At 71.9% G+C, this 17,562-nt stretch carries 16 protein-coding genes; 13 read left to right on the top strand and 3 right to left on the bottom strand.

Going from position 1 to position 17,562, the window contains the following annotated elements:
• Positions 1–212 precede the first annotated feature (212 nt).
• On the top strand, positions 213–1,160 hold the full coding sequence (locus ACWDS7_RS36180; RefSeq protein ID WP_451932922.1) for a lactonase family protein: 948 nt from the start codon (positions 213–215) through the stop codon (positions 1,158–1,160).
• A gap of 327 nt (positions 1,161–1,487) precedes the next feature.
• Positions 1,488–2,513, top strand: coding sequence for a 6-phosphofructokinase (locus ACWDS7_RS36175; protein ID WP_306857645.1), 1,026 nt, complete (start codon positions 1,488–1,490; stop codon positions 2,511–2,513).
• A 495-nt stretch (positions 2,514–3,008) separates the two neighbouring features.
• On the opposite strand, the gene ACWDS7_RS36170 is transcribed toward ACWDS7_RS36175, so the two are convergent.
• Complete coding sequence (locus ACWDS7_RS36170; protein ID WP_451932921.1) at positions 3,009–3,779, bottom strand: hypothetical protein; 771 nt, start codon at positions 3,777–3,779, stop codon at positions 3,009–3,011.
• Between the two features lie 647 nt (positions 3,780–4,426).
• Here ACWDS7_RS36170 and thiI point away from each other — a divergent pair.
• Positions 4,427–5,629 (top strand): tRNA uracil 4-sulfurtransferase ThiI, encoded by a 1,203-nt coding sequence (thiI, locus tag ACWDS7_RS36165; protein ID WP_306857647.1) that lies wholly within the window; start codon positions 4,427–4,429, stop codon positions 5,627–5,629.
• Positions 5,630–5,770: 141 nt separating this feature from the next.
• Here the strand turns inward: thiI and aroF are convergent, their stop codons facing one another.
• Positions 5,771–6,808 (bottom strand): 3-deoxy-7-phosphoheptulonate synthase, encoded by a 1,038-nt coding sequence (gene aroF / locus ACWDS7_RS36160; RefSeq protein ID WP_451932920.1) that lies wholly within the window; start codon positions 6,806–6,808, stop codon positions 5,771–5,773.
• Between the two features lie 371 nt (positions 6,809–7,179).
• On the opposite strand from aroF, the gene ACWDS7_RS36155 reads away from it, so the two are divergent.
• From ACWDS7_RS36155 to ACWDS7_RS36145, 3 genes are all read left to right on the top strand, one after another.
• The gene (locus ACWDS7_RS36155) at positions 7,180–7,800 is read left to right on the top strand and encodes a molybdopterin-dependent oxidoreductase (protein WP_306857649.1); all 621 of its coding nucleotides are present in this window, start codon (positions 7,180–7,182) and stop codon (positions 7,798–7,800) included.
• A gap of 48 nt (positions 7,801–7,848) precedes the next feature.
• Complete coding sequence (locus ACWDS7_RS36150) at positions 7,849–9,036, top strand: histidine kinase (protein WP_451932919.1); 1,188 nt, start codon at positions 7,849–7,851, stop codon at positions 9,034–9,036.
• A 75-nt stretch (positions 9,037–9,111) separates the two neighbouring features.
• Complete coding sequence (locus tag ACWDS7_RS36145) at positions 9,112–9,876, top strand: LytR/AlgR family response regulator transcription factor (protein ID WP_306857651.1); 765 nt, start codon at positions 9,112–9,114, stop codon at positions 9,874–9,876.
• A gap of 608 nt (positions 9,877–10,484) precedes the next feature.
• Here the strand turns inward: ACWDS7_RS36145 and ACWDS7_RS36140 are convergent.
• On the bottom strand, positions 10,485–11,324 hold the full coding sequence (locus ACWDS7_RS36140) for a deoxyribonuclease IV (RefSeq protein ID WP_306857652.1): 840 nt from the start codon (positions 11,322–11,324) through the stop codon (positions 10,485–10,487).
• A gap of 171 nt (positions 11,325–11,495) precedes the next feature.
• Here ACWDS7_RS36140 and uraD point away from each other — a divergent pair, with 171 nt between their 5' ends.
• From uraD to ACWDS7_RS36105, 7 genes are all read left to right on the top strand, one after another.
• Positions 11,496–12,026, top strand: coding sequence for a 2-oxo-4-hydroxy-4-carboxy-5-ureidoimidazoline decarboxylase (gene uraD / locus ACWDS7_RS36135; protein WP_399961333.1), 531 nt, complete (start codon positions 11,496–11,498; stop codon positions 12,024–12,026).
• A 36-nt stretch (positions 12,027–12,062) separates the two neighbouring features.
• Positions 12,063–12,374: a hydroxyisourate hydrolase gene (gene uraH / locus ACWDS7_RS36130; RefSeq protein ID WP_451932918.1), complete on the top strand. Its 312-nt coding sequence runs from the start codon at positions 12,063–12,065 to the stop codon at positions 12,372–12,374.
• 2 nt (positions 12,375–12,376) lie between these two features.
• Complete coding sequence (pucL, locus tag ACWDS7_RS36125) at positions 12,377–13,258, top strand: factor-independent urate hydroxylase (protein WP_451932917.1); 882 nt, start codon at positions 12,377–12,379, stop codon at positions 13,256–13,258.
• Positions 13,259–13,260: 2 nt separating this feature from the next.
• On the top strand, positions 13,261–14,136 hold the full coding sequence (locus ACWDS7_RS36120) for an FAD binding domain-containing protein (protein ID WP_451932916.1): 876 nt from the start codon (positions 13,261–13,263) through the stop codon (positions 14,134–14,136).
• Positions 14,136–14,609 (top strand): (2Fe-2S)-binding protein, encoded by a 474-nt coding sequence (locus ACWDS7_RS36115; RefSeq protein ID WP_306857657.1) that lies wholly within the window; start codon positions 14,136–14,138, stop codon positions 14,607–14,609. The genes ACWDS7_RS36120 and ACWDS7_RS36115 overlap by 1 nt, the downstream gene beginning before the upstream one ends.
• A gap of 55 nt (positions 14,610–14,664) precedes the next feature.
• Positions 14,665–16,053 (top strand): 8-oxoguanine deaminase, encoded by a 1,389-nt coding sequence (locus ACWDS7_RS36110; protein ID WP_451932915.1) that lies wholly within the window; start codon positions 14,665–14,667, stop codon positions 16,051–16,053.
• Between the two features lie 197 nt (positions 16,054–16,250).
• Positions 16,251–17,459 (top strand): glycerate kinase, encoded by a 1,209-nt coding sequence (locus tag ACWDS7_RS36105; RefSeq protein ID WP_451932914.1) that lies wholly within the window; start codon positions 16,251–16,253, stop codon positions 17,457–17,459.
• The last annotated feature ends 103 nt before the right edge of the window (positions 17,460–17,562 follow it).

Below are 17,562 nucleotides of genomic sequence, written 5' to 3'. Positions count from 1 at the left end.
CGCGCCGCTCGCCGGCGCCTCAGCTCGGGTCGCCGTCCGGGCGGGCTCCGGCACGGGACTCAGTCAATGGAATATCGTTCCGGGTCTGCCCCGGCGGCCTGCGGCCGGCGCGGGCGCCGGGCGGCCGTGCGGGGGGTGAACCTGGGGGTGAACCCGGGCATGAAGGGATGATTGACCTGCGAGCGGCACAAGTCGCCCTTTACGACGGGAGCATGATGGCTGAGGTTGCGTATGTCGGTGGATACACCCCGGACACCGGAGGGTCGGGGGTGGGGATCACGCTGATGGAGCTGGGGAGTCTCGTACGGCTCGGCACCACGGTGGCCTCGGGCCCGTCCTTCCTCGCCGTCCACCCCCGCCTCCCCGTCCTGTACGCGGTGGGGGAGAGCGACAGGGGCACGGTCAGCGTCTTCGGCAGGGCCGGCGACGGCGCCCTGACCCCGCTGGCCCAGCGGCCGAGCGAGGGGTCGGCGCCCTGCCATCTGGCCGTCGACCCGTCGGGCGCGCTGCTCGCGGTGGCCAACTACGGCGACGGCACGGTGAGCGTGCACGGGATCGACGGGTCCGGTCTCCTCACCGAGGTGTCGATCTTCCCTTACCGGGACGGCGCCCATGCCCACCAGGCCGTCTTCGGCCCCGACGGCGTGCTGTACGTGACGGACCTGGGCGCCGACGAGGTCCGCCGCTACGTGGTCGACGGCCAGGTGAGACCGCACCCCGACGGCCCGGTACGGCTCGCGCCCGGGATGGGCCCCCGGCACATGGCCCGCTCCGGGGAGCACTGGTACGTCGCCGGGGAGCTGGACGGCACGGTCCGCGTCTACGACGACGGCTGGCGCGAGATCCGGGCCGTCCCCGCCAGCACCGCCGGGGGCCCCAACCACCCCTCACACCTGGAGGTGTCCGGCGGGTACGTCTACGTCGGCAACCGGGGGCCCGACACGATCTCGGTGCTCTCCACGCCCGGCCTGGAACCGATCGGGGAGGTCGCCTGCGGCGGCGTCTGGCCACGGCACTTCGCCATCGCCGACGGCCGGATGTATGTGGCCAACCAGCGCTCCGACGGCATCGCCGTACTGGCGCTGGAGGAGGGGATCCCGCGGTTCGGCGGAGAGGTGTTCGCGGTGGGCACCCCCTCGTGCGTGCTGCCGCTGACCTGACGGCGACGGCCGCGGACCCCGGACCCGGGCGGGCCGGTGGCGGAGCGGGGCGTGAGGTGCTTCTCGCGCGCGGACGCGTGACGTGCTCCTCACGCGCGGACGCGTGAGGAGCATGGAGAAGACTGGGATGACAGCCGGCGCTCCACACCACCGGCCGTTCCAACACCGATGGCGAGAAGCGACATGTGAGGACTCCTCCAATTTGGTCTAGACCATTGGCCACATCAGCAGGCAGAATGCGTTGCGTCGGCGCCGGAAATCCCGCACCGGCCGCGTCACCCCATTTAGTCTGGCCGTCTTGCCTCGGAACCACCACCGGAGGATGCCATGCGTATTGGAGTGCTAACCGGGGGCGGCGACTGCCCCGGCCTGAACGCCGTTATCCGCGCAGTCGTACGCAAAGGGACCAGCGTCTACGGGCATGAATTCATCGGATTCCGCGATGGCTGGCGCGGTCCGCTCGAAGGCGACACCATGCCGCTGGACATTCAGGCCGTCCGGGGCATTCTGCCGCGTGGCGGCACGATTCTCGGCTCGTCGCGGACCAACCCTATCAAGATCGATGGCGGCGTCGAGAAGATCAAGGACAACCTGGCGGAGACCGGCGTCGACGCGCTGATCGCGATCGGTGGCGAAGACACCCTCGGCGTCGCCAAGCAGCTCTTCGACAGGGGGGTCAAGGTCGTCGGCGTGCCGAAGACGATCGACAACGACCTCAGCGCCACCGACTACACCTTCGGCTTCGACACCGCCGTCAACATCGCCACCGAGGCGATCGACCGGCTCCACACCACCGCCGAGTCCCACCACCGCGCGCTGATCTGTGAGGTCATGGGGCGCCACGCGGGCTGGATCGCCCTGCACGCCGGCATGGCCGGGGGCGCCAACGTCATCCTCATCCCGGAGAAGCCCTTCGACATCGACCGGGTCTGCGCCTACGTCGAGTCCCGTTTCAAGACCCGTTACGCGCCGATCGTCGTGGTGGCCGAGGGCGCGCACCCGATCGAGGGCCAGATGGCGCTCCAGGCGGGTGAGCTCGACTCGTTCGGCCACGTCCGGCTGGGCGGCATCGGAGAGGTGCTCGCCAAGGAGATCGAGAAGCGGACCGGCAAGGAGGCCCGCACCACCGTGCTCGGCCACATCCAGCGCGGCGGCACGCCGACGGCCTTCGACCGGGTGCTGGCCACCCGGTTCGGCCTGCAGGCCATCGACGCCGTGCACGACGGCCACTTCGGCATCATGGTCGCGCTGCAGGGCACCGACATCGTCAGGGTCGCCCTCGCCGAGGCCACCAAGGAGCTGAAGACCGTGCCGGTCGGCCGCTACGAGGAGGCCGAGGTCTTCTTCGGCTGACAGGTCCGCGACGGGACGTGAGAGAAGGGGCCGCCCCGGTGGGGCGGCCCCTTCCGCTCTCCGCGGGCCCTTCCGCTTCCTGTGGGCCCTTCCGTGGCCCCTCCGCTCTCCGCCGGCCCGGCCGCCGGTACGGCCGGCATCGGGTCTCCCATGTCCTTCTGGGTGAGGACTGTGTTCTCGTGGCCGGAAATTGGTGAACGACCGCTGTTGAGAACTGCTCCGCGGGGCAGCCGGAGACATCCCGTGCGGAGCCGGGGCGGACCGTGGCGGTGGTCCCGGCCCGTCGGCCGGATATTCACGTGATCGGCTCGGGGCGTCGCTTACGCGCCCGTGACCCTGGCCGGCCCGCCCGCCGTCCCGTCTCCCATTGCCTCCGCCCCGGCAATAATGACTCCAGGTAATTGTTCGATCGCTCTGAGTGGCTATTCGGGGCCGGGAAGTAATCACACCGAAACCGAGCCTTTTGCCTCACTGGGATGACCCTCCCAGTTCTCCTCAACTAGCGTCGAATTCAGGTTCCGCGCCGTGTCGGCGTCTTCCGTGATACCGGTCCGGCGTTTTCATCGCCCGGGTATCGCCCGGACGCGTCCAACGCGACATGGAGTGATCTCTATGACCAAGGCCAGAAACGCTCTCGCCGCTGGTGTGATGGTGGCCTCTGCCCTCATCGCTCCCGCGACGCTGCCGGCCCAGTCCGCCGGCGCCAGCACCTCGGGCGTGACGGCCACGACCGTCACCACTTCCCTGCTGACCCCGGCGGCACGTCCGCCGCGGAAGCGCAACAACAATAACAACAACAATAACAACAACAACGGAGGCGGGAACAACAACAACAACAATAACAACAACAACGGCCGGGGTAACAACAACAATAACAACAACAACAATAACAACGGCCGGGGCAACAACAATAACAACAACAATAACAACAACGGCCGAGGGAATAACAACAACAACAATAATAATAACAACAACGGTAGGGGAAACAACAACAACAATAACAACAACAATAACGGAAGGGGCAACAACAACAATAACAACAATAACAACAATAATGGAGGAGGGAACAACAACAATAACAACAACAATAACAACGGAGGCGGGAACAACAATAACAATAACAACAACAACAACAACCTGCGGGGCGGGAACAACAACAACAATAACAACAACAACTAGGTCCGCCCGGACAGGTGAAGGACTCTCCCGCCGACCTTGCGGAACGGCCCGGACGGGAGGGAGATCGGCAAGACCGAGAACGTCCACGGTGAGGCCGTCAGGGTGTGCTCGGCACAGAAGGCGGAATCCGCCTCGGAAGGCGAGGGCTGCCTGCATGGTCGCTCCGCCGCATTTCAGAGCAACCGCTGCGGCGGGGGCCGTACAGAGAAAAGAAGAGCCACCCGTCATGACCTTTGACGGAGAGAGGGCCGGCCCGTAGGGGCATCGGAATCGGAGCCGGGTGGCATGGCGTGATCGCCGAGGTCGGCGGCGCCGCGCGTCGGCGCCATCCCGCGGACCCGGCTGGCCGTCAGGTGGGCGCGGAGCCGTTGCGCACACCGGATCCCGTGGGCACCTGACCTTCCTCCCCCGTTGACGGACGATCGTCCGTCAACGGGGGTTCATCATGCGCCGAGCGTCCGGCCCGTCCGCCGGGGCCCCGTTCCACGTCACGCCGGGCGTTCACCGGATCCGTGCCGGGTCGGGCCGCCGTGCCGGGATGAGTCCCCGTGCCGGGCCGGGCCGCCGCGCCGGTGCGAGCCCCTGTGCCGCGTCGAGCCCCGGTGCCGCTCCGGACGGTCGTGAGGCGGACTAAAGTGACTAGGTCGAGGCGTTGTCTTGAGGCGGTTACGCGCCACACTGGGCGGTAGGCCCGTATATCCCCCGAACTTCACTGTTCCACCGGAGGTTGCAGCATGACCATGTCCGCCTTGGGAGAGCCCTGCGTTCTGCTCAAACTGGGCGAGGTCGTCCTCAAAGGAAACAACCGCGAGCTCTTCGAGCAGCGGCTGCAGGCCAACATCAAGGCGGCCCTGAAGGACTTCGACTTCAAGGTGGACGTGCGCCAGCGCCACGGCGTCATCGCGCTCTTCCTGCCGGACGGCACCGCGCCCGCGGTCGCCGACGCGGTCGCCGAGCGGGTCTCCTACGTCCCCGGCCTGGTCTGGATCCACCGCGCCTGGCGGGTGGAGAAGGACCCGGGCGCGGTCACCAAGGCGGCGATCGAGCTGCTGGCCGACCGGGAGGACGTCAGGCGCGGCGTCTCCTTCGCGGTCCGCTCCCGCCGCCGCGACAAGCGCTTCCCGATGACCTCGATGGAGATGGACCGCTCGATCGGCGGCGAGCTCAACGACATCTACGGCCTGCCGGTCGATCTGAAGAACCCCGAGCTGGTCGTCTCCATCGAGGTCGACCGGGACGAGGTCTTCGTCTTCACCGGCGGCACACCCGGTCAGGGCGGCCTGCCGGTCGGCACCAGTGGCCGCGGCCTGGTCCTGATGTCCGGCGGCATCGACTCGCCGGTGGCCGCCTACCGGATGATGCGCCGCGGCCTGCGCGTGGACTTCCTGCACTTCTCCGGCATCCCGTTCACGACGTCGGAGTCCATCTACAAGGCGTATGCCCTGGTGCGCGCCCTGGACAAGTTCCAGGGCAGGTCCCGGCTCTGGGTCGTCCCGTTCGGCAAGGCCCAGCAGTCCATCAAGTCCTCCGGTCAGGACCGGCTCGCGGTCATCTCCCAGCGCCGCCTGATGCTCAAGACCGCCGAGGAGGTCGCCCGCCGCCTCCGGGCCGGAGCGCTGATCACCGGTGACTCCCTGGGCCAGGTCTCCTCCCAGACCCTGCAGAACATCACCGCCCAGGACGACGCGGTCGACCTGCCGATCCTGCGGCCGCTCATCGGCCTGGACAAGACCGAGATCATGGCCGAGGCCCGCCGTATCGGCACCCTGGAGATCTCCGAGCTGCCCGACGAGGACTGCTGCACGCTCCTGGCGCCCCGCCGAGCCGAGACCGCCGCCAAGATCGCGGACCTGCGGCAGATCGAGAAGCGTCTCGACGCCGAGGAGCTGGCCGTCCAGCTCGCCGGATCCCTCCAGGAGTACAAGCTGGAGGGCTGAGCCCGTCCCGCCGGCGCGCATCCCCGCCGGAGGTGGGTCCGGTCATCCGTGGGCGCGGCCGGCGGCTTGTGGCGCCGGCCGCGCCGGGAGAAACGGGCGCTCGTGGCGTGGCTGAAACGCGGGGTCGGACATGGGCGACGGTCAGGCGGACGCCAGGGCGTCGCCGACCGCGGTCCTACCCACCAGCGGCGGGAACTCGCGGATCACCCGGGCGAGCTCGTCCAGGTCACCGTCGACCAGGGCCTGGGGGCCGTCGCAGAGGGCCTGCTCGGGGTGGGGGTGGACGTCGATGATCACGCCGTCGGCGCCGACCGCGATGGCGGCGCGGGTGAGCGGCAGGACCAGGTCGCGCCGGCCGCCGGAGTGGGACGGGTCGACGATGACCGGCAGGTGCGACAGGCGCTGGGCGACCGGGACGGCGGAGACGTCCAGGGTGTTGCGGGTGGCGGTCTCGAAGGTGCGGATGCCGCGCTCGCACAGCACGATGTCGAGATTGCCGCGCTGGGCGATGTACTCGGCGGCCATCAGCCACTCCTCGATGGTGGCGTTCATGCCGCGCTTGAGCATGACCGGCTTGCCGACGCCGCCGACCGCCTGCAGCAGCGCGAAGTTCTGCGCGTTGCGGGTGCCGATCTGCAGCATGTCGGCGTAGGAGGCGACCAGTTCGACGTCGTGGGCGTCCACGACCTCGGTCACGATGGGCAGGCCGGTCTGCTCGCGCACGTCGGCGAGGATGCGCAGACCCGCCTCGCCCAGCCCCTGGAAGGCGTAGGGGGAGGTGCGGGGCTTGTAGGCGCCGCCGCGCAGCAGGGTGGCCCCGGCGGCCTTGGCCATCTCGGCCGCCTCCAGGGTCTGCTGGGGGGTCTCCACCGCGCAGGGGCCGGCGATCAGGGTGACGGTGCCGGGGCCGATCGGCACGCCGCCGACCCGGACCGTGGACCGCTCGGGGTGGTTGTCGCGGCTGACCAGCTTGTAGGGGGCGGTCACCCGCATCACGTCGGCCACCCCGCGCATGCCGCGCAGGTCGAGCGCGCTGAACTGGGCGACGTCGCCCACCAGCCCGATGATCGTACGGCTCACGCCGCGGCTGACGAACGCCTCGCCGCCCGCCGCGCCGATGGTCTCCACGATCGCCTCGATGTCCGCGGGGGCGGCATCCGGGCCCATGACGATGACCATGTCTCTCCTTCGATGAAAAGGTCCGTGAACGCAGAAGGCCCCGGGTCCGTAACGGACCCGGGGCCTTCGTTCGCCTGGCTGTCAGCGCAGCATCTGGCGGCGAACGGTCCGACCCACGGGTCCGTCGCCATACCAAAACCAGAACGCAGTACGCATCGCCGGCAATAGTAGCGCACCGCCGGGACACGCCGGCCCGCCGACCGGGAGCGGCCACCGGCGTCCGGACCGCGGCAGGCGCCCTGCGCCGACACGGCGGAGGGCGTTATCCGGTGGCCGCTGCGGTGGCGGCGGACCGGCGATGGCAGGATTGCCCCCGTGCCGCCGGGGAACAGGACCACCCCGTGCCGGTGGGGACAACGGCGAGGGGAGTGATGGTGGAGCAGTCCGAAACTCCACGGGAGGAGACTCGCCTGCCTCCAGGCCAGTACGTCCCCCGGGGACGTCCGGTGATCCATTACGGCCGGGTGCCCACGTTCCGCCCGGCGACGTGGGAGCTGCGGGTCATGGGGGCGACCGCCTCGGGCGAGCAGCACCGCTTCACCTGGCCGCAGTTCTCCGAACTGCCGCGCACCACGGTCCTGGCCGACTTCCACTGCGTCACCAAGTTCTCGATCATGGGGAACGAGTGGCGGGGGGTGTCCGCGGCGACTCTGATGGAGATGGCCCCGCCCGCCCCCGAGGTGAGGCACGTGATGATCTGGGCCGAGTACGGCTACAGCGCCAACATGCGGATGAGCGACTTCACCCGCGGCCACACGCTGTTCGCCCTGGAGCTCGACGACAAGCCCATCTCCCCGGAACGGGGGTTCCCGGTCCGGGTGGTCGTCCCACACCTGTACGCCTGGAAGAGCGTTAAATGGGTGCGCGCGGTGGAATACCTGCTGGAGGACAGGCGCGGTTTCTGGGAGGAGCGCGGCTACCACAACGTCGCCGACCCGTGGCGCGAGCAGCGCTACTCCTATCAGGAGGAACCGGGCGAAGGCCCGCCGTGATCGGCGTTCACCCCTGATTGACCGGAGCGGTTGACTACGGTTTCCCGCATGTGGTCGACCAGTGCCTGGGTGCTGCTCTGCGCCGCCAGCACTTTTCTCGGGTTCGTCCTGTCCCGCCGGCGGCCGGCCGCCCCCCGCAATCCGGCGGGCCTGCCGGACGAGGCCACCTTCGCCACCCTGCACATCGCCGCGCTGGCGGCCCCGTCGCTGCGGGCCGGCCTGACGCGCGACTCCGCGCGCAAGGCGATCCGCCACCTGCGCGCGCTGCTGGGCACCAGCGCCATCGCGGTGACGGACATCGACGGCGTGCTCGCCTGGGACGGCGCGACGGACTGCCACCGCGACCACGCGCCCGAGCACGCCCGCACCGTGTTCTCGTCGGGACGCCCGTACGTGGTGGCGGGGGGTGTGCTCGCCTGCGACACGCCGGGCTGCGTGATCCGGGGCGCGGCGGTGGTGCCGCTCACCGTGGAGGGCCGGGTGATCGGCGCGCTGGCCGCCTACGACGCCGAGGTGAGCGCGGCGCTGGTCCGGACCGTCACGGAGGTCGCCCGCTGGGTCTCCGGCCAGCTGGAGCTGGCCGAGCTCGACTCCTCCCGCAGGCGCGCGATGGAGGCGGAGACGCGGGCGCTGCGCGCGCAGATCTCCCCGCACTTCGTCTACAACTCCCTGACCACGATCGCCTCCTTCGTCCGCACCGACCCCGAGCGGGCCCGCGAGCTGCTGATGGACTTCGCCGACTTCACCAGGCACGCGCTGCGCCGGGGCGGGGACTTCACCACCCTGGCCGACGAGCTGCGCTGCGTGGACCGCTACCTGCTGCTGGAGCGGGCCAGGTTCGGCGAGCGGCTCCGCTTCACCGTCCGGGTGGCGCCGGAGGCGCTGCCGGTGCCGGTGCCGTTCCTGTGCCTGCAGCCGCTGGTCGAGAACGCCATCAAACACGGCATAGCCGCCACCGGCGGCGCCGGTGAGGTCCAGGTGGTCGTCAGGGACGCCGGCCCCGAGGTCCACATCGCCGTCGAGGACGACGGGCTCGGCATGGACCCGGCGCGGGCCCGGCGGCTGCTGGCCGACGACCGGGGCCAGGGGCCGGACGAGGGCGGCATCGGCATGGCCAACGTGGATGTGCGGCTGCGCCGGATCTACGGGGAGGGCTACGGGCTCGTCGTGGAGACCGAGCTGGGCGCCGGTACCAGAATACGGCTGCGCGTGCCCAAGGTCCCCCCCGAGTTATAGCTATTAGTAGTCATAGTTTTACTTAAAGTTGACATTTCTATTGCGGTGGGCGCGGTTCCGGGGCAGCGTGGATCCATGTTGCGAGTCCTGGCCGTTGACGACGAGGTCCCCGCGCTGGAGGAGCTTGCCCACCTCCTCCGCCACGATCCCCGCATCGAGCACGTCTCCACCGCCCCCGGAGGGATAACCGCGCTTCAGGACATGGTCCAGATGATCGGCGCCGGCGAACGGCTCGACGGGGTGTTCCTCGACATCCGGATGCCGGGCCTGGGCGGCCTCGACCTGGCCCGGCTCATCGGGGCCTTCCCCAACCCGCCCCGGCTGGTGTTCGTCACCGCCCACGAGGACTGCGCGATCCAGGCGTTCGACCTGGAGGCGGTCGACTACCTGCTCAAGCCGGTCCGGGCCGACCGGCTGGCGGAGGCCGTACGGCGCCTGGAGTCCATGACGCCGGCGGCGGGCGAGCCGGTCCCGGAGGACGTCATCCCGGTCGAGCTGAGCGGGCGCACCCGCTTCGTGGCCCAGCAGGCGGTCCGCTTCGCCGAGGCGCGGGGAGACTACGTGCGGCTGCACACCGTCGACGGCAACTATCTGGTGCGCATGTCGCTGGCCGCGCTGGAGCGGCGCTGGGCCGGATCGGGGTTCATCCGCGTGCACCGCAGCACGCTGGTCTCGGTGCGGCACGTGAGCGAGATGCGCTTCGACGGCGGCCGCGTGACCCTGCAGGTCGGCTCGGAGACGCTGCCGGTCAGCCGCCGCCACACCCGCCAGGTCCGCGAGCAGCTCGTCCGCGACCGCCAGCTCCAGGACCGCTCGCTGGCCTCCGGCGCGCTCAGATGAGCCGCCGGGCGCCGTCCGCGGGCCCGTCGGACCCGCGTCCCGGAGCGCGTGCCGCCGTGGGAATCGACCGCTCGTCGCTCCGGTCCCGCCGCTCGTCGCGCCGACACTCTCCGCACATCGACGACTACACACCGTTAGACGCGCTGGCCGGAAAGGAGCGGTCGCCCGCCGGGGCGCCCCTCTAGTGTTCCCTTCATCGGAGAGCCGGACCCGCCGCACCAGGGGGGGACAGAGCCGGGAGGCTCGGACAGGTCCTGGTGCGCGGAGTCCCGGGCGGTCGCGGAAACGGCCGGCCGTCCGGTCGCCGGGCCCCGGATCGGGGGGAGGGCCCGGCGCTCTCCGGTGTGACGGGACGTCCGCGCCAGCCCGTGGGCCGGCCCGTGATCTGGCCCGCGGGGGCGGCCGGATCACGAGACCGGGCGTCCCGTCTCATCCCGCCGGCGGGCAAGGGGGCTCGCCGGCGGGCGGCGTCAGCGGTGACCGCGCGGTGCTCGATCCGGTGGCGGGCGTCGGGACGCGGGTGGCGGGCCCGCGCTGTCACCGCCACGGGTCGCCGACCTCGCCCAGGTCCCCCACGCCGTAAGGTCGGCGGCGGTGGCCGCGCGGTCTCAGGCGTCGCGGAGCTTCTTCAGCAGCGCGATGTCCTCGCGGTGCTTGTCGACCGGGCCCGGGGTCTCGATGCAGAGCGGCACCCCGGCGGCCACCGGGTGACGCATCAGCTCGCCGAAGGGCTCGATGCCGATGTGGCCCGCGCCGATGTTCTCGTGGCGGTCCTTCTTGGAGTCGCACACGTCCTTGGAGTCGTTGGCGTGGATCAGCTTCAGCCGCCCCGGGGCGATCGCGTGCAGGGCGTCGAGGGTCTCCCCGACGCCCTCCAGGGTCGACAGGTCGTGGCCGGCGGCGAAGGCGTGGCAGGTGTCCAGGCAGATGCCCGCCTTCGGGTGCCAGTCGAGGGCGGCCAGATAGGGCTCCAGGTCCTGGACGGTCGCGCAGAGCATCGCGCCCTGCCCGGCCATCGGCTCCAGCAGCAGGTCGGGGCCGTCGTCGGGGATCTCCTCCAGCAGCGGGAGCAGGTGCTCGTGGAGCTGGCGCAGCGCCGCCTCCCGGGACTGGCTCACCGCCGACCCCGTGTGGACCACCATGCCCGCGGCGCCGATCGCGTAGGAGCGCTGCAGGCCGTGCCGTACGGTCGCCACCGACTTCTCCAGCGTGTCGGCGCTGGGGGAGCCCATGTTGATGAGATAGGGGGCGTGCACGAAGGACAGCACGCCCGACTCGCGCAGCCGGGTGTCCTGGACCGGGTTGCCCGCGGCGAGCGCCCAGCCGCGGGGGTTGCTGACGAACACCTGGATCATCTCGGCGCCGATGTCCGAGGCGTACTGCAGGCCGCCCTTGGCCAGGCCGCCGGTGACGGAGACCTGGCCGCCGATGAGGGAGAGAGAAGTCATGATGGGCTCAGTTTAGGCGCTGGGGCCGACGGTTTCCGGCCGTCGCGGGCCCCCGGCCGGGGCGGGCCGCCCCGGTTTGGAGCATGACACGAAAACCCGGGGCAAACCCTTGGCCCCCTTCGGACCTCCCGCTGCTGGACCGCGCCGGGGACCGGTGTGTGTACTGCTGTCATGCCGAACGTGAACCCCACGCCGCCGGCGGGGACGGCCGGCTTCAACGCGCTGAGCGTCGCCGAGGCCGAGGCCGGACTGCTGACGTGCTGCGCCTCCCGGGCCTTCGCCCGTCAGGTGGCCGCGCGGCGCCCCTACCGCGACCTCGCCGAGCTGGCCGAGACGGCTGTCGCCGCGGTGCGCGCCCTGGCCTGGCCGGACGTCCAGGAGGCGCTGGAGGCGCACCCGCGCATCGGGGAGCGCGCCGGCGGGGCCGGCCGGGAGGCGTCCTGGTCCCGGCGGGAGCAGTCCGGCGTGGCGGCGGCCGGCCAGGCGGTGCTCGACGGGCTGGCCGAGGGCAACCGGGCCTACGAGGAGCGGTTCGGCCACGTCTACCTGGTCTGCGCCACCGGCCTGACGGCCGAGGAGATGCTGAGCCGGCTGCGCGGGCGGCTGCGTAACGACGACGACGCGGAGCACGGGGTCGTCCGCGCCGAACTCGCCGAGATCACCCGCCTGCGCGTGGCGAAGCTGCTGGAAGAGACCGCATGACGGAGGAGGAGGTCGCATGAGAGAGGAGGAGCGAGCATGAGCCTGTCCACACATGTGCTGGACGCCGCGCTGGGCAGGCCCGCGGCCGGCGTCGCCGTACGGCTGGAGCGGGCGGGGGCGGTGCTGGCCGAGGGCGTCACCGACGCCGACGGCCGGATAGGCGGCTGGACGTCCGGGGCGGGCGCCCACCGGCTGGTCTTCGACACCGGCGGTTACTTCGCCGCCCTGCGGGTGGAGACCTTCTACCCGCAGGTCTCGATCGACTTCACGGTCCGGGACCCGGACGAGCACCATCACGTGCCCCTGCTGCTGAGCCCGTTCGCCTACTCGACGTATCGAGGGAGCTAGACATGGCCGTCATCCTCGGGCCCAACCGCTACGGCAAGGCCGAGACCCGCCTGGTCCGCGTCGTCAGGGACGGCGGCGTCCACCACATCAAGGACATCAACGTCAGCTCCGCGCTCTCGGGCGACATGCGGGAGACGCACCTGCGGGGCGACAACGCCGCGGTGCTGCCGACGGACACGCAGAAGAACACCACCTACGCCTTCGCCAGGAAGCACGGCGTGGACCAGATCGAGGACTTCGCGCTGCTGCTGGCCCGCCACTACGTGAGCTCCCAGCCGGCCGTCCACCACGCCCGCGTGGAGATCGAGGAATACTTCTGGGACCGCATCCCCACCCAGGGGCCCGCCGACGAGCGGCACTCCTTCGTCCGCTCGGGCAGGGAGGTGCGCACCTGTGTCGTCCACCACGACCGCGACGGGACCTCGACCGTGGTCTCCGGGCTCAAGAACCTGATGGTGCTGAACTCCACCGGCTCGGAGTTCCACGGCTTCGCCGTCGACGACTACACCACCCTCCAGCCCGCCTTCGACCGCGTCCTGGCCACCGAGGTCTCGGCCGCGTGGCGGCATGTCTCCGACGGGTCCCCGTTCGGCAAGTCGTACAGTGAGGTGCGGCGATGCCTGCTGGAGGCGTTCGCCGAGACCCACAGCCTGTCGCTGCAGCAGACGCTCTACGCGATGGGCGAGCGGGTGCTGCAGGCCCGTGGCGAGATCTGCGAGGTGCGCCTGGCGATGCCGAACAAGCACCACTTCCCGGTGGATCTGACACCGTTCGGGCTCGACAACCCGGACGAGGTGTTCTACGCCGCCGACCGCCCCTACGGGCTGATCGAGGGCGCCGTGCTCCACGACGACGCCCCCGCCGCCCACTGCGCCTGGGACTGACCATGGATTTCCTGCGACCGCAGACATGGGCGGAGGCGCTGGCGGCCAAGGCCGAGACGCCCGAGGCCGCGCCCATCCAGGGCGGCACCGACATGATGGTGGAGCTCAACTTCGACCTCCGCCGGCCCGCCGCACTGCTCGACCTGAACCGGGTCGCCGAGCTGACCTCGTGGAGCGCCGAGGAGGACGGGCGGCTGCGGGTCGGCGCGGGCGTGCCGTACGCGCGGCTGATCACCGAGCTCGGCGACCGCCTGCCGGGCCTGGCGCAGGCGGCGCGGACGGTCGGTTCGCCGCAGATCCGCAACCGCGGCACGGTGGGAGGCAACCTCGGCGCGGCCTCGCCCGCCGGGGACAGCCACCCGCCGCTGCTGGCCGGGGACGCGGTCATCGAGGTCGAGTCCGCCGCCCGCGGCGTGCGGATGATCCCCGCCGCCGGGTTCTACCTCGGGGTCAAGCGGAGCGCCCTGGCGGCCGACGAGCTGATCCGGGCGTTCTGGATGAGCCCCGCGAGCGGCCCCCAGTACTTCTCCAAGGTCGGTACCCGCAACGCCATGGTGATCGCGGTCTGCTCGTTCGCGGTCGCGCTCCACCCCGGCGAGCGGCGGGTGGGCACCGGCATCGGCTCGGCCGCCCCGACCCCCCGCCGGGCGGCGGCGGCCGAGGAGTTCCTCGCCGCCGAACTCGACTGGGACGCCCCGCTCGACCCCGCGGTGCTGCGGCGCTTCGGCGAGCTGGCCTCGGAGGCGGCCTCGCCGATCGACGACGTGCGCGGCACCGCCGGCTACCGCAGGCACGCCATCGGCGTGATGGCGCGCCGCACCCTGACCTGGGCATGGAACGACTTCCGCGCCGGACAGCTTGGAAGGAGGGCGGGCTGATGCGCGTCAGCTTCACCGTCAACGGCCGCGAGGAGACGGCCGACGACGTCTGGGAGGGCGAGAGCCTGCTGTACGTCCTGCGCGAGCGGGTGGGCCTGCCGGGCGCCAAGAACGCCTGCGAGCAGGGCGAGTGCGGCTCGTGCACCGTCTACCTCGACGGCGCCCCCGTCTGCGCCTGCCTGGTGGCGGCGGGCCAGGCCGAGGGGCGGCGGATCCGCACGGTCGAGGGACTGGCCGAGGGCGACCGGCTCGACCCGCTGCAGGAGGCCTTCGTCGAGTGCGGCGCCGTCCAGTGCGGCTTCTGCACCCCCGGCCTCATCGTCCAGGCCCACGACCTGATCGAGCGGGTCCCGCGCCCCTCCGACGCCGAGATCCGCGAGGCGCTGGCGGGCAACCTGTGCCGGTGCACCGGCTACGAGAAGATCATTGAGGCCGTACGGCTCGCCGCCGCCCGGAAGTCGGCCGCGGAGTGAGCGGGCGGGACGGCGGCCGGGCGGGCACGCGGGCCGGGCGGCCGGAGGAGGCCACATGGGCGCGACCCTGATCGAGAACGTGCACATCGCCCCGGTCGTGGGCCCGGAGATCCCCTCCGGCCACATCCACGTCGAGGGCGACCGGATCGCGGCGCTCGGCCCCGGCCCCGCCCCGGCGGTCCCGGGCGCCGCCAGGGTCGACGGCGCCGGCTGCCTGGCCACCCCCGGTCTGGTCAACACCCACCACCACCTCTACCAGTGGGCCTCCCAGGGCCTGGCCCAGGAGGCCACGCTCTTCGAATGGCTGGTGGCCCTCTACCCGGTGTGGGCCGCGATGGACGCCGAGATCGTCAGGGGCGCGGCGGGCGCGGGCCTGGGCCATCTGGCGCTGTCGGGCTGCACCACCTCCAGCGACCACCACTACATCTTCCCCAAGGGGCGCGGAGACCTGTTCGCCGCGGAGATCGAGGCGGCCCGGGAGGTGGGCATCCGCTTCCACCCCGCCCGGGGGTCGATGGACCGGGGCGCCTCCCGGGGCGGCCTGCCGCCGGACGTGGTGGTCGAGGAGCTCGACGAGATCCTCACCGCGACGGCCGAGGCCGTCGACGCCTACCACGACCCGTCCTTCTCCTCGAAGCTGCGCGTCGCCGTCGCCCCGTGCTCGCCGTTCTCGGTCACCGCCGACCTGATGACCGAGGCGGCCTCGCTGGCCAGGGCCAAGGGGGTGCGCCTGCACACCCACCTGGCCGAGACCCTCGACGAGGAGGAGCACTGCCTGGCCCAGTTCGGCATGCGCCCGGTCGACTACATGGACAAGCTCGGCTGGCTCGGCCCGGACGTGTGGTTCGCCCACACGGTCCACCTGAGCGACTCCGACATCGGCAGGTTCGCCCGGACCGGCACCGGCTCGGCGCACTGCCCGAGCTCCAACGGCCGTCTCGGCGCCGGGATCGCCCGGGTGTCGCAGATGCTCCAGCGCGGCGCGAACGTCGGTCTCGGGGTGGACGGCAGCGCCTCCTCCGAGCTGACCTCGCTGTCGGGGGAGATGCGCCAGGCGCTGCTGTTGCAGCGGGCCAGATACGGGCCGGCCGCGCTCACCGCCCGGCAGGCCCTGGAGATCGCCACCCTCGGCGGCGCGCGGAACCTGGGCCGCCAGGAGGAGATCGGCTCCCTGGAGGCCGGCAAGCTCGCCGACATCGCCCTGTGGCGGACCGGTGAGGGCTTCGCCTCGGCCGTCGCCGACCCGCTCTGCGCCCTGGTCTTCGGCAGCCGGCAACCACCGCTGGCCCGCCTCCTGGTGGGCGGCGAGACGGTCGTGGAGGACGACGAGCTGCGCACGGTCGCCCAGGACGAGCTCGGCCGCGCCGGCGGCGCGGCCCACCGCCGCCTGGTGCGCCTGGCCGGCGAGCGGGGCGTGGCCGTGGGCGGGGAGGCCGGCCGGTGAGCGGACCCGGCGGGCGCGCCGAGCCGGCCGGTTCCGGGCGCGGCCTACGCACGCCGGACCGCCGGGCCGTGGGCGGGTGCGGGCCCGCCGCCGGGCGGGTGTGATGATGGTCGTCCATCTCACCGGGTTCCGGAACGCGCTCGCCCCGGCCGCGCCGGCCGCGCGCGTGTCCGCCCATCCTCCACCAGGGAGCAGGGTTGTCTGAGTCGTCAGGGCATGTCGTCATCGCCCCGGACAAGTTCAAGGGGTCGCTGACCGGGGCCGAGGTCGCCGCCCGGGTGGCGGCGGGCCTGGGCCCGGACGTCGCCACGGTCGCGCTGCCGGTGGCCGACGGCGGCGACGGTACCGTGGACGCGGTCGTGGCCTGCGGGTTCAGCCGTGTCGAGGTCGAGGTCACCGGCCCCGCCGGGCAGCCGGTCCGGGCCGCCTACGCCTGGCGCGAGCCCGCCGGGGACGCCGGCCCGGACCCCTCGCCCACCCCGGCGCACGCCGGGGTGGCGACAGCCGTGATCGAGCTCGCCGAGGCGTCCGGCCTGCGCCGCCTGACCGGCGGCCTCCAGGCGCTGACCGCCACCAGCTACGGCACCGGCGAGCTGATCGCCCACGCCGTGCGGCGCGGCGCCGGGCGGATCGTGCTCGGGCTCGGCGGCAGCGCCTCCACCGACGGCGGCGCCGGCATGATGCAGGCGCTGGGCGTCCGCTTCCTGGACGCCGACGGGCGGGAGCTGCCGTACGGCGGCGCCGCCCTGCGTGACCTGGAGAAAATCGATAAATCCGGACTTATCGCGATTGATGATGTCGAGTTCGTCGTCGCCAGCGACGTGGACAACCCGCTGCTGGGCCCGTACGGCGCCGCCGCCGTGTACGGCCCGCAGAAGGGCGCGGACCCCGAGGAGGTGAAGGTGCTCGAAAGGGCCCTCGCCAGGCTCGCCGCCGTCGCCGCGCACACCCACGGCCTGGCCGGCGCCATCGAGCACGACGGGATCGTCCGCCCGATGGGCGTGGCCGCCCAGCCGGGCGCGGGCGCCGCCGGAGGGGTCGGCTTCGCAGCCCTGGCCTTCCTGTCGGCCGACGTCCGTCCCGGCATCGAATACCTGCTCGACCTGCTCGGCTTCCACGCCCTGCTCGACGGCGCCCGCCTCGTCGTCACCGGAGAGGGCTCGCTGGACGGGCAGACCCTGCGCGGCAAGGCCCCCGCCGGGGTCGCGGCCGCCGCGGTCAAGGCGGGGGTCCCCGTCGTCGCGGTCTGCGGGCGCCGCGACCTCGGCGACGAGGAGCTGGAGGCGGCGGGCATCACGGCCGCCTACGCGCTCACCGACATCGAGCCCGACCCGGCCGTGTGCATGTCCGAGGCGGGTCCGCTGCTGGAGCGGGTCGCGCGAGAGGTCGCGCGGAGACATCTTTGACGGGCCGCCGCCCGGCCGGACCGCCCGCGCCGCACCGGGCGCCGGCGGCCACGAACCCGATGGCGCCGCTGACCGCGACGATGGCGCCGATCATCACGGCCAC

This window comes from Streptosporangium sp. NPDC003464, assembly GCF_053588315.1.
Note: the sequence above shows the minus strand (reverse complement) of the source record. Positions and strands in the feature narration are given on the sequence as shown.